Origin of the sequence: Clostridium hominis (assembly GCF_014287825.1) — a bacterium.
GTDB classification, from domain to species: Bacteria; Bacillota; Clostridia; order Clostridiales; family Clostridiaceae; genus Clostridium; species Clostridium hominis.
On record NZ_JACOOO010000016.1, the window covers coordinates 219,813 to 233,141 of the forward strand.

General features: G+C 29.9%; 12 protein-coding genes. 2 read left to right on the forward strand and 10 right to left on the reverse strand.

Annotated features, from left to right (window positions below):
- Positions 1–57 precede the first annotated feature (57 nt).
- The 3 genes from H8S20_RS09245 to H8S20_RS09255 all read right to left on the reverse strand — a co-directional run bounded on the left by H8S20_RS09245 (position 58) and on the right by H8S20_RS09255 (position 2,201).
- Entirely contained in the window at positions 58–1,113 is a 1,056-nt protein-coding gene (locus H8S20_RS09245; protein ID WP_186859930.1) for an ABC transporter substrate-binding protein, read from the reverse strand.
- 110 nt (positions 1,114–1,223) lie between these two features.
- On the reverse strand, positions 1,224–1,754 hold the full coding sequence (locus H8S20_RS09250) for a hypothetical protein (protein WP_186859931.1): 531 nt from the start codon (positions 1,752–1,754) through the stop codon (positions 1,224–1,226).
- Positions 1,755–1,823: 69 nt separating this feature from the next.
- Positions 1,824–2,201, reverse strand: coding sequence for a RidA family protein (locus tag H8S20_RS09255; RefSeq protein ID WP_032117547.1), 378 nt, complete (start codon positions 2,199–2,201; stop codon positions 1,824–1,826).
- Between the two features lie 153 nt (positions 2,202–2,354).
- Between H8S20_RS09255 and H8S20_RS09260 the strand changes: the two genes are divergently transcribed.
- Positions 2,355–3,383 (forward strand): branched-chain amino acid aminotransferase, encoded by a 1,029-nt coding sequence (locus tag H8S20_RS09260; RefSeq protein WP_186859932.1) that lies wholly within the window; start codon positions 2,355–2,357, stop codon positions 3,381–3,383.
- A 134-nt stretch (positions 3,384–3,517) separates the two neighbouring features.
- On the opposite strand, the gene murQ is transcribed toward H8S20_RS09260, so the two are convergent.
- From murQ to H8S20_RS09290, 6 genes are all read right to left on the reverse strand, one after another.
- Entirely contained in the window at positions 3,518–4,414 is an 897-nt protein-coding gene (gene murQ / locus H8S20_RS09265) for an N-acetylmuramic acid 6-phosphate etherase (RefSeq protein WP_186859933.1), read from the reverse strand.
- Between the two features lie 36 nt (positions 4,415–4,450).
- Positions 4,451–5,485 (reverse strand): MupG family TIM beta-alpha barrel fold protein, encoded by a 1,035-nt coding sequence (locus tag H8S20_RS09270; protein WP_186859934.1) that lies wholly within the window; start codon positions 5,483–5,485, stop codon positions 4,451–4,453.
- A gap of 27 nt (positions 5,486–5,512) precedes the next feature.
- On the reverse strand, positions 5,513–6,187 hold the full coding sequence (locus H8S20_RS09275) for a PIG-L deacetylase family protein (RefSeq protein ID WP_186859935.1): 675 nt from the start codon (positions 6,185–6,187) through the stop codon (positions 5,513–5,515).
- Between the two features lie 133 nt (positions 6,188–6,320).
- Positions 6,321–7,262 (reverse strand): GNAT family N-acetyltransferase, encoded by a 942-nt coding sequence (locus H8S20_RS09280; RefSeq protein ID WP_186859936.1) that lies wholly within the window; start codon positions 7,260–7,262, stop codon positions 6,321–6,323.
- Positions 7,249–8,529 (reverse strand): PTS sugar transporter subunit IIC, encoded by a 1,281-nt coding sequence (locus H8S20_RS09285; protein WP_186859937.1) that lies wholly within the window; start codon positions 8,527–8,529, stop codon positions 7,249–7,251. The genes H8S20_RS09280 and H8S20_RS09285 overlap by 14 nt, the downstream gene beginning before the upstream one ends.
- An 80-nt stretch (positions 8,530–8,609) precedes the next feature.
- Positions 8,610–8,906 (reverse strand): PTS sugar transporter subunit IIB, encoded by a 297-nt coding sequence (locus tag H8S20_RS09290; RefSeq protein WP_186859938.1) that lies wholly within the window; start codon positions 8,904–8,906, stop codon positions 8,610–8,612.
- Between the two features lie 177 nt (positions 8,907–9,083).
- Here H8S20_RS09290 and H8S20_RS09295 point away from each other — a divergent pair, with 177 nt between their 5' ends.
- Positions 9,084–9,842 (forward strand): MurR/RpiR family transcriptional regulator, encoded by a 759-nt coding sequence (locus H8S20_RS09295; RefSeq protein ID WP_186859939.1) that lies wholly within the window; start codon positions 9,084–9,086, stop codon positions 9,840–9,842.
- Positions 9,843–10,080: 238 nt separating this feature from the next.
- On the opposite strand, the gene H8S20_RS09300 is transcribed toward H8S20_RS09295, so the two are convergent.
- The gene (locus tag H8S20_RS09300; RefSeq protein WP_186859940.1) at positions 10,081–13,329 is read right to left on the reverse strand and encodes an FtsX-like permease family protein; all 3,249 of its coding nucleotides are present in this window, start codon (positions 13,327–13,329) and stop codon (positions 10,081–10,083) included.

Below are 13,329 nucleotides of genomic sequence, written 5' to 3' on the forward strand. Positions count from 1 at the left end.
TACATATTATATACTAAAATATTGATTTCTACTATATATATAATACTTTATTCATATTTAATTCTTAACTTCCATCCAAACATCTTGATATAGTTTTAATTCATCTTGGTTTAAGTATTTATACCCTTCACACTTGTCTAATATTTCTTTAGGCATATATGCATTTGGATTATTTTTAACTTCATCTGCTTGCTCTTCAATAGCTTGCTTTTGTGGAGATGTGTATCCAATTTCATCAGCAGTTCTAAACGCTACATCTTTATCACACATAAAGTTTATAAACTTTTCTGCGCCTTCAACATTCTTAGCATCTTTTGGTATAGCCCAAGAATCTAACCAATAGTCTGCACCTTCAACTGGAATAACATATTTAAACTTACCATCTTCAGCTTCTAAGTTTAATCCCTCACCAGACCATATCATAGCTATTTTCTTTTCACCGCTTCTCATTAAGTCTAGAACTTCATCTGCTCCATAAATAGGATTTACTTCTTTCTTTTGCTTAATTAATAACTCCTTAGCTTCTTCTAACTCTGATGGTACTGTTGAGTTTAATGAATATCCTAAAGTTTTTAATGCAACTCCTATAGTATCTCTAATATTATCAAACATAAATACTTCATCTTTATATTTAGGATCAAATAGAGCTTTCCAGCTAGTTATATCTTCATCAATTGTTTCAGTGTTATATATTAAGCCTATTGTTCCATTCATATATGGTACTGTGTAACCATTATTAGGATCATATGGTTTACCCATATCCCCTTCATTCATGTTTACTATGTTTGGAATATTATCCTTATTAATTGTTTGAAGCATCTCTTCTTTTATCATTTTTTCAGCCATATCGTCTGAAACTAATATTACGTCATAGTTTACTTTCCCACTAGAAACTTCTTGATACATATATTGCATATCATCAAAGGTAGTTTCATTAACCTTTATTCCAGTTTGTTTTTCAAACTCTTCAAATACGCCTTCTGCTGCATTTGCTCCATAGTTTAAAACATTTATTTCTTGCTTAGTTCCTGATGAACTACATCCAGCAAATAGTCCTACTGAAAGTATTGCAGTAGCACAAATCGATAATAATTTGACTTTTCTTTTTTTCATTTTTCTTTCCTTCCATTGTATCTTATTTTTTAAAACTTACTAATATAATATTATACAACTTTATAATTTACTATATTTTTTTCAAAAATAAAAAAGCCTATACGGCTTTTTTACCATTCTTCGTTATTTTTATCATGTTCTATAGTATTTAATGTAGCTTCGCCTCTAGCTATCTTCTTAGCTTTATTGTATAGCATTATCATTGGAACAATCATAACTGGTATTATAAAACATCCTACGATAAACCAAGCTGGACTTATTCCATACTTCTTGCTAATAACTAAATAACATTGTATAGATACAATTATAGACCATATACTTATTCCAAAAGATATTAGATTAATTATTATACCAGTATCATAGAAATTACGAATAACTGTACTTGCCATTGATGCAATAAAAATAAATAAAAGGTTCATATTTTTTTCAGCTAACCTTAACATTATATAGCTATTACCTATGGGAATCCAAGCAAGCCAATTATTTGGTATTCCCTCAACTTCAGCAGCTTTATAATATGCTAATCCTGTACATATGTACACTATTACTCCAAATAATAAGAAACCTAATAAGAATAAAAATACTACTCCTAAAAATACCCCTAAGGCATCTAAAGCACTATAAATTTCTAATATATCCATATACCAACCACCCTTAATTATTAATTAAACTCATCCTACAATATGAAGAATGAGTTTATAATTATAATCTTATAAATGTGCTATTGCTTCTATTTCAATTAACGCATCCTTTGGTAACTTTCCAACCTCTACACAGCTTCTTGCAGGAGGGTTTGCACTAAAGAATGTTGCATACACTTCATTTACTGCTGCAAAATCATTTATGTCCTTTAAGAATATAGTTGTCTTGATTATATTTTCTAAAGATGTTCCAGCTTCTTCTAAAATAGCCTTAACATTATTCATTGATCTTTCAGTAGCTTTCTTAATATCTGTTTCCATTTCCCCTGTTGCAGGATTAACTGGTATTTGACCTGATGTATAAACTAACTCACCAATTTTAACTCCTTGTGAATAAGGACCTATAGCTGATGGTGCTTTTGTTGTTGAAATAATTTCTCTTTTCATTAATTTTACCTCCATGATTTTATAATCAAAATATTCTCATATTTATTGTACCATATTTTCAAATAATATTACCAAATTATTCACTCTTTTATTTTCTTATCTTTATAATAATTGTATAATATTGTATTACTTATTTAAAAAAGGGGGCTATATATGAGTAAAAATGTTAATATCGATTGGAAAAACCTTGGCTTCAGCTATATAAAAACTGATTATCGTTATATTTCTTATTGGAAAGATGGTAATTGGGATGATGGTAGTTTAACAGACGATAATAAATTAAATATAAGCGTGGCTTCAACTGCATTGCATTATGGACAACAATGCTTTGAAGGTTTAAAAGCTTATAGAACTAAGTCTGGTAAAATTCAACTATTTAGAGCAAATGAAAATGCTAAAAGGTTAAATAGTAGCTTAAGAAGACTTCTTATGCCTGAAATACCTGTAGATAAGTTTATTGATGCTTGTAAAGATGTTGTAAAAGCTAACGAGCACTTTGTACCACCATACGGTTCAGGAGGTACATTATACATTAGACCACTTGTAATAGGAATTGGAGATAATATCGGAGTTAAACCTGCATCAGAATATATATTTACTGTATTCTGTATGCCTGTTGGTGCATATTTTAAAGATGGTATGACACCTTGTAACTTTACAATAACTGATTACGATAGAGCTGCTCCCTTAGGAACAGGTGCATATAAGGTTGGGGGGAATTATGCTGCATCACTTGTTCCACATAAACTTGCTGCTGAGAGAGGATTTACTGATTGTATATATCTCGATCCATCAACCCATAAATATATAGAAGAAGTTGGCGCTGCAAACTTCTTTGGAATAACTAAAAACAATGAATTTATTACACCAAAATCAGCTTCTATACTACCAAGTATAACTAAATATTCTTTAATGTATATAGCTGAAAAATACTTAGGCATGACTGTATATGAAAAACAAGTTCCTGTAGACAACTTAGATCAATTCGTAGAAGCGGGTGCTTGCGGAACTGCCGCCGTAATAACACCTATTGGAGGTATTGAATATAATGGCAATCTTCACGTATTCTATAGCGAAACAGAAGTCGGACCTGTAACAAAAGAGCTTTATAGAATACTTTGTGGAATACAATTTGGAGATATTGAAGCTCCCGATGGATGGATTTTTGAAGTTAATATCTGATTAAATAAAAAATATTACTGGAAATCATAATCTCCAGTAATATTTTTTATAAGCTATAATTCTATTCAATTATAAATAGTCCTATCAGTATTATTTTTGCTAAAATATTTATTGATATATTTATATACTTTATATTAAACTATAGCTTTGCTTATAAATCCCTTCGAAGCATTTAATTTATTTTCCGCCTCTTCTTTATTGCAATCAAGCATTATCATCACTATAGCTAACTTGCAATTTCTACCTGACTCTTCAAAAACTTTTTCTGCTAAGTCATAGCTACATTCAGTAGCTTCCATTATTATTCTCTTAGAACGTTCTATTAGCTTAAGGTTAGTTGCTTTTAAATCTACCATAAGATTTTTATAAGTCTTTCCAATTCCGACCATAGATGCTGTAGATAACATATTTAATACTAATTTTTGAGCAGTACCTGCTTTTAATCTTGTTGACCCTGTTATAACTTCCGGTCCAACTTCAACTTCAATTGCTATCTTTGCTATCTTTCCTACTTCACTATTCTTATTACAAGCTAAACATACAGTAAGCGCACCAATTTCATTTGCCTTCTCTAATGCTCCTATTGTATGAGGAGTTCTTCCGCTTGCAGCTATCCCTACAACTACATCATTTTCAGTTACTCCTGCAGATTCTATATCAATTGCTCCTTGCTCTCTTGAGTCCTCTGCTCCTTCTTTTGCCTTTACAAAAGCTGAATCTCCTCCTGCAATTATTCCTACTATTTCATTTGTTGTTCCAAAGGTAGGTGGACATTCTACTGCATCAAGCACACCTAATCTCCCACTTGTACCTGATCCAACATAGAAAAGACGTCCATTATTATTCAAAGCTTCTATAATTCCAACAACAGCTTTCTCTATATGTTCAATCTCATTTTCTATACTTTCAGCTACTGTTCTATCTTCTTCATTCATAACCTTTAAAAACTCTAATGTATTTAAATTGTCTAAATTCATAGTTTTAGGATTTCTTTTCTCTGTAACTAAATGGCTAATCTTAACCTGATTCATAAATATTCTCCCCTATTTTATAGTTATAATAAACTTTTATAGTCTAACAAATCTTATCCTAGTATCTTTATCTATATATTTTAATAAATCTATATAGTCTGGATGAATAAATCCAATTACATTTACCCTAGAGTCTTCTTCTAAATCTTCCTTTAATAATTGTACTTCACCACAATATCTTCCTATAAGCTCATTATCCATAGTAATTGAGCCTTTTCTCCTAAATATATTATTATATGGTCGTATTCCTTCCACTCTAGGAGTTGTTAACCTTACAACTGATTCAGGTACATCAGCACGAGACCTATATTCACTCTCATAAAAATACTCATACCCTTTTTCAAAGTATGCCTTAATTGACATAATATTATTTTCCATATACTCCTCTATAAATTCTAGAGTCTCAATCTTTGCTTTACTATCGCCTATTAATACATCACTAACATTGCATATATTTATTAATTCAACAGCTGCCACATATGGATTCATTCCTCTATGTTTTTCAACAGTAGGTAGTCCCTCATATAATGGAAATCTTCTTAAATCATCACCTGGGACAAATGCTTGAACTTTAAGTCCATATTTGATAAATTCTTCATTTTTCTCTTTAAATTTATCAATGCCTAAAGCTGTATTATTTTTAGGATAAAAATTATGAGTTAGTAGTATGTTTTCGAAAGATATACCTACTCTTTTAGCTTCCTCCAAGTACTTACCATCAATCACACTAGCATTTAACATAATATCAAAATCACTCAATAACATTTTTACAGTTTCGAAATCATCGAAACCATAATCTAATCGTAGTGCAGTGAATCCTAATTTTTTTAAAGAGTTATAATCTCCCTCTTTTATCCTAAGCATTTCAAAAGTATTTGGTGAAATGTCAGGAACAATTGATAAACCTAACTTAGTACATGCTTCTATAAACTTTGGCATCTTTTTATCTACTTCAGAATAATCCTCTTCTGGAATATGTAATGAAGTAAATACATACTTTGCTCCAATCTTCGCAGCCTTCTCTAAATAGTTATAATCTAAATCTTGTAAATATACTGAAATTCCTAACAATTTTATTCCCCTTTTTATAAAATTTTCTTATATATTTTCTATTAAAGAAGCATACATATATGCCTTAGTAAACTTTCTACTTCCACACTCTAAACTTCTTACTTTTCCCATTGTTTTGTAGTAATCATTATATGGAACATTATTAATTTTTCCATTAAATATCTCATATGATTTTAATGCATTAAACCATATATTAAGCTCCTCTTCACTTAGCTCATAGTATGCTTGTGGAATAAATCCTACTAAATCCTCACAGTTTTCACCATATAATAATTTTATATTCATTCCATTTTGTCTACATATTTTAACAGCTTCCGTAACTGTGTAATATGTATAATAGTGTCTTGGATGTAATGTACCACTATAGTGAGTTATAATTAAATCCACTTTTTCTTCTGTAAAATACTTAACTAATATTTTTATAAATTCACTTTCGGTAGGTAGCTCTCTTGATAAATATCCAAGTGCATTACAATCTGCGCTCATTCCCTTTGCTGCATTCTCATTTTGAGAAACTAATTTTTTTAAATATAAATCATTTTCTTCTTTAGTTGCATTTGGATCTTCTAATCTACCTTGAGTAACATGAACAAAAGTACATTTAGCTCCTAAATTAGCATATTTAATAACTAATGGCCCTCCTAATAATTCTGCATCTAAAGAATGTGCCCCTATACTCATAACTCTTTTTATATTGTTCATTTATATAATTCCTCCTAATAATCTATTTAAAAATCTTTTTATTAATGCTTGTCCTAGAAATAAAAATTAAACTATTTCTAGGACATATATACTCAAAAGAACTATTTAAAACACTTTTTAATCTTTTATTTTATTAATCAAACTTTTTATTATATAAATAGTAATTTCTATATACTTTTACCCCGTGCTTTTCATAAAATCTCATACCAGCACCATGAGTCCATAGGAAGTATAGATAATACAATTTATTACTCTTCATATCATCCATCATCAAGTTAAATAAAACTCCCCCAATCCCTGAACTTCTTAAGCTATCACTTACACCAAATGGGCCGAATCTACAATCATTTCCATCCATTTTTCTCATACAAAAGCCAACTACATCATCATTTTTATCTACACAAATCCATATAAGCTTCTCTGCCTCATTATTTTGCATAGCCATTAATGCATTTCTCTTCCATCCGCCTCCAAACGTTACTCCTAAAAACTCCAATAACTTCATTGAGTATTTATAATTAAACTTCTTAAATACATATCCTTCTGCTTCTAATTGAGTTTTTCTTATACTTACTCTTTCTGGAAAGCTATAGTTCCAAAGATCTCTTTGCATGCTTACAGCCTCACCAGTTTTGTTATAGCTAAGATTTTCAAAGAAAGCTATACTTTTAGGATAGCTTTCATAATCTAATCCTGGGAAAAAGTAGCTTGGGCTATAAGAAGCAAGAGTTATAGTCTTTGCACCTTTTTCTACTAATCTTTTTTCAACTTCTTTTACTAACTCACTACCCACATTTTTTCTTCTATAATCTTCTTTTACGAATAGTAAATTTATCCATCCTCTTTCAGGCTCAAGCCCTCTATCTAAATATGGTACTTGTCTCTTAGTTGCTAATATAAATCCTATAACTTCATCTTCTTCTAAGGCTATAAGTGCTAAATCACAATTAAAATTATCATCAAATAACACCTGTTTCCTAAATTGATCTATTGATACAGTATCTGCAGTAAGACATTCATTCCATAATTCTACTACTTTACTTTCATAATCTTGTATATAACTAATTATTTGCATATTCACAAACACCTTCCTTAAGTTCATTCTCTAATTCTTGTTTTTCTAATACTTTAAAGAATGGATAGAATATTAATCCTAATATTACATAGTTACCCAAACTAAACAATAGAGCAAACCAACTTCCTCCAGTTCCTAAAAATGCTCCAATAGGTGCTGGAACTGTCCATGTAACCTGTGTAATTATTGCTGGTATCATCGGAATTACTGCTGTAAAGATATATGTCCACACCCATAAGAAAGCAAATCCAAATACCCACGGAATAAATAATATTGGATTTAAAACAATTGGTAATCCAAACATTACTGGTTCAGCTATATTAAATATTGTTGCAGGTAATGATAATCTACCTAATGTTCTATATCTCTTAGTCTTAGATAATGCAGCTAAAAGAGCTATTGGGAATACTGATATACGAACAAAGTATCCACACCACTCTGTAGTAAATAAGTTTGGTATAACTTGAGCTCCTGCTTTAAATGCTTCCATATTTTCAGTTATCATATTTGTCCAAATAGGGGACATAACACTTCCAACAACATTAGATCCATGTATTCCTGTAAACCATAAAACCCTATCAAGCATAAATGCAAAGAATTGAGGGATAGGTCCCTTACCTGCATTTACCAAAGGTTCAAATAACATATTTATTAATACTGGCATATTTAATCCTAAAACATGTGATATTATCCAAGAAGTTAACATTACAAATATTGATGGAATTAAAGCCGTAAATGCATCTAATACCATTGGTGGTACTCCATTTGGAAGTTTTATTGTAAAGTTCTTATTTATAAGAAATCTATATAACTCTACAGCAAAAATTGATATAAATATTGAAGTAAACATACCTGTACTTCCAAAGTTAGTAGCCTCTATTACTAATCTTCCATCTTCAGCATTAAACATTGGGAAGAACATCATAAAACTAATAAAAGATATTAATGCAGTAGCAATTGGATTAATCTTTGCTCCTCTTTCCTTATAGTAATCACCTAAGAAATACCCTGCTACTATAGAAATACATACAGCCAAAAGCCCCAACGATGAGTTGACCCCAGCCCATAACTTTCCAGAGATAGGAGCAACTATATTACTCCAGCCTGGAATAGGTAATGCTGCAATTAGAATCAGAAGTGAACTAAAAAGTAAAATTGGCATAGTAGTCATGAATGTACGTTGAACTACTTGTAAATACCTCATTTCTGATAATCTTATCAATGGTGGTGCCATTTTCTCTTCAATAAATCTCGTTATTTTCTCCATTTTTAACACTCTCCTATAAATTCCATTTTATAAAATAATTTTTGAAATCGATTACTTGATTGCTATTAGTTTTTGCAAATTTATATTTTTTTTGCGATCTCCTTAATAATTTTTTCTCCATCAATCATCCCATAAGCAACCATATCTATTACTTCAACTGGTATATCTCCAGCCAACTTTTTTATTTCTGATAATTTGTATCTTACTTGTGGTCCAAGTAATACTAAATCAGCTCCAACAATACTATCCTTCGCACTGTTAATTGAATATGCATGTATATCATATTCTAACTCTTGTTTCTTAGCTGCATCTAACATTCTAGTTACTAATAAACTTGTTGACATTCCCGCTGCACATAATAATACAATCTTCTTCAAAATTATCTCTCCCTTTTGAATTTTTATTTCATTTATTTTTGTCGACATCATAATCTTAACACGTTTTCCCAATAAAATAAATACCTTTTCCCAAAATTTTTGGGAAATTTTTTTGAAATTTTATTTTACTTTTATGCTATAATTATTTATAGTTAATCATTTTTGGGAGGAGAATATATGAGTCCAATAGAAACAATACTTTTACACGAAAAAGAATTTACTAAATCAGAACATAAAATAAAAGAAAGTATTATAAATAATCCAGATATAATAGCATGTTTTCCTTTAGTTACTGCAGCCTATAAAATGAATGTATCCAAGTCTGCTTTACTTAGATTTTGTCAAAAATGTGGCTATGATGGTTTTTCTGAATTTAAATATGAAGTATCTAGATACTTACATTCTGGTAATATGTATAATGATAATGAAGTGAATTCTTCTGAAGAAATTATTCAACTATTCATTAATCAGCTAACAATCCTAAAGGAAAATAATTTAGATACAAAGTTAGAATCTATATGTAGTGAAATATTAAATGCTAGGAAAGTAAAGATATATGGTATCCATGAAACTGGTTTAGCAGCAAAGCATCTTCAATATAGACTTACTACTTTAGGTGTAGACTCTGAAAGTGTTACAGACAATAGTTTAATCGTTGAAAAAGCACAATTTTCAAATTCTGAAGACTTAAACATATACTTCTCACTTTCTGCAACTACATCACTTATTACAGAATCTATAGATAATGCTTTAATCAAAAATAGTAAAGTTGTATTAATAACCCAAAATAGTAAATCTAAATTTTCTAAAATTATCGATAACATAATTGTTTTACCAACTTTTACTCTATCTAAAAACAATCTTTTTATTGATAGTCAATCATTAAACTTTATATTAATAGAACTTATAGTAAATAAATTATCTAAACTTTTATAATTTAATATTCTTATTTTCTTAGCTCTGTTAGATACTTCTATTATTATGTTATATTGCCTGAAATAAACACTATGTATGACGTAACTTAAATCTTACAGATCTATAAATTTAAATTACACTATGTTTTAATTTCATACCTAATACTTATTTCATAAAAACATTCTAAATATTAATTTATTTTTTATAAAAATAAACCATAGCATATCTAAAATAATATGCTATGGTTCAATATTGATTATTAATCTACTGATTTTAATGATTCTACCATTTGTACTTTTTTAAGTTTAAAGTACATTGCCCAGTTTACTAATAATGAGAATCCAACCGTTAGTAATCCTGCGTATACATAGCTCATTGTGTTAATACTTCTACCGAACATTACATAATCCATTTCTACAGTTATCATAATGAATTGATGGAATACTACTCCTAGTAATAATCCTGCAAACATCCCTATTACTGTTAATAACACATTTTCTCTAAATATATAAGCAGCAACTTCTTTATCATAGAAACCTAGAACCTTTATTGTTGCTATCTCTCTTATACGTTCAGAAATATTAACATTAGTAAGGTTATAAAGTACTATAAATGATAATGCACCAGCAGCTAATATCATTACTAATACAACAAAGTCTAAGGATTCTATTGTATTATTAAAGTTATCTCTTATACCTGTATTACTTACTACTCCAGATACACCCTCCCTATTTACTAAACCATTTGAAACTGAATCAGCCACTGTATTATCTGCATTATTAAGTATTATATATGCTTCATCTGGTGTAGCCTTTCTATCAAATACTTTTTCATAGTAATTAGGTGTCATATAAATATAATGTTGTATATAGTTTTCTACTATAGCAGAAACCTTGGCAGTTCCTGTTACATCATTACTATTGGTTATAGTTACTTCATCTCCAACCTTTACCCCAAGAACTTTTGCAACCTTTTCTGTAATAGCTATTCCATCATCATTTAAGCTTACTGTTTCTTTACTAATTCTATTTTGAAGATGTGTAAATTCATCAAATCTATCTACATCTGATGGTACTATAATATCTAAATCCTTACTTTCATCATTTGCTTCAACCTTGCTCATCTCACCTTTAACAAATAAGAAATCTTTAATATCACTTTGATCTTTCATATAAGTTTCTAAATCTGCTTTTTGAACACTACTTATATCTTTTTCTAAATTTACTGATATATCATACTTATTTATTGTTCCAAACTGCTTTGATACTACTGTTTTTATAGAATCCTTTATTCCAAATCCAGCAAGTAATAATGCTGTACTTCCAGCAATACCTATTACAGTCATTAGGAATCTCTTTTTGTATCTAAAGATATTTCTTATTGTTACCTTACCTGTAAAGTTAAATCTATTCCATATGAAAGGTATTCTTTCTAGTAATATTCTCTTACCTTCTTTTGGCGCTTTTGGTCTCATAAGAACTGAAGGTGTCTCTATAAGCTCTATCCTACATGCTGAATAAGTAGCTAACGTAGTTAATCCAATTGAAGCTATTGCTGTCACAATTGCTAACGGTATGTTAATAAATAAAGTAATTGGAGGCATTATATACATAATGTTATAAGCATCATAAATTACTTTTGGGAAGAATGTAAATCCTATAGCCATACCTATAACAGAACCTATTAAGCTTGCTAATAATGCATATACTATAAATTTCTTTGCTATATTTCCATTACTATACCCTAGTGCCTTCATAGTCCCTATATTTATTCTTTGCTCGTCTACCATTCTAGTCATTGTTGTTAAACATACTAATGCAGCTACTACAAAGAAGAATACCGGGAACACATTTGATAATTTATCTATACTGCTTGCACTATTTTCATAATCAACATATGAGTAATGAGAATTTCTATCTAATACATAAAAACTTGGCTTTTCTATTTTATTTACTTGATTTTCTGCATCTTTAATCTTCTCTCCTGCTTTTAGAAGCTCTTCATCAGCAAGAGTTTTATTTTTTTCATATTCAGCTTCACCTTCAGCTAATTGTACTTTTCCACTTTCAACTTTAGCCTTAGCATTTGCCAACTGAGTAGCTCCTTCACTTTTAGCAGCCTGAAGTGTGGCTCTTGTAGATTCTATTGTAGCTCTTGCTCCATCTAATTGAGCCTTTGCATCTGTTAGTGCTTTCTCTTGATTATAAAACTCTGTCTTTTTACTTTCTAATTCAGACTTACCTGCATTTATTTGCTCTAAGCTACTTGTAATTATAGGTTCTATAGTTGCAAGTTCTGCTTGTAATACAACCTTTTCCTCTTCTGTTATATTAGTGTCACTTAGCTTTCCTTCTATTTCAACTTTTCTCTGAACTAATGGTGCTATTTTATTTTCTGCTTCTACTAAAGCTGCTTCAGCTTGCTTGAACCCCTCTTCTGCTGCTGGTTTAGCATCATTAAATGCCTTTACCCCAGCTTCATATTCCGCTGTTCTATTAGCTAATTCAGCCTCTCCACTTGCAAGTTGTGCTTCACCATTAGCTATCATTGTATTTAATTCTGCTTCTTTATTAACTATTTCAGCTTCTGCATTTTCTAACTGAACCTTTGTATCTTCAATTTGAGCTTTAGCATCACTTAATTGTTTTTCTACCTCTGCCTTCTTTTCCTCATATTCTTTTTTACCTTTGTTTAATTCTTCAATAGCGATATCCTTTATTTCGTTATATCTTCTATCAATAATAACTTGTGAATCATCTTCTATAGCTTCTTTAACCTTATCTACTACATCAAAATATTCATCTTTATATGAGTTAAGATTTTTTGCATCTTTTACTGTAACGTATATATCTGTATAAGCATCCATAGTAAAATCTGATTCTGGAATGTACATAAATGTACTAACAGTTCCACTACCAATAGTAGTACTTCCAATTTGATCAGATAAATAATATGGCGTTTCTATAAGTCCAACAACCTTGAACTCCTTATTTTTTAAAGAATTAGTTATATCTTCATCTTTTCCTGATCTTAAAGTTATGGTATCTCCTATATTTACTTGAGTACCTTCAAACTTTCCTTTAGCAACAACGCACTCGCCAGAGTTTTCTGGTAAGCGTCCTTCAACTACATTTAATCTATTAATATAATCTTCATTACTATCAGTTAAGTTAGAATTTGGTACACTTTGAACTCTAATAACAAATTCATCATTTCCTACCTTAGTTAAAGCATCCACTGTATATTCAGGATATGCTCCTAATACACCATCTATTGCCTTTATATCTTTTACATCTTCATCTGTTAAACCTAGTGTTGAGATTACTCTTAAATCCATTAAGTTGTAATCATCATAATATTTATCAGCAGATCCTTTCATATCTTCTGGAGCCATCTTAACTCCTGTAAAAAGCATTACCCCTAATGCAATAATAGATACAATAGAAATAAATCTACCTTTGGTCTTCTTTATATCTCTAAATATATCTTTCCATAATGCATTTTTCAT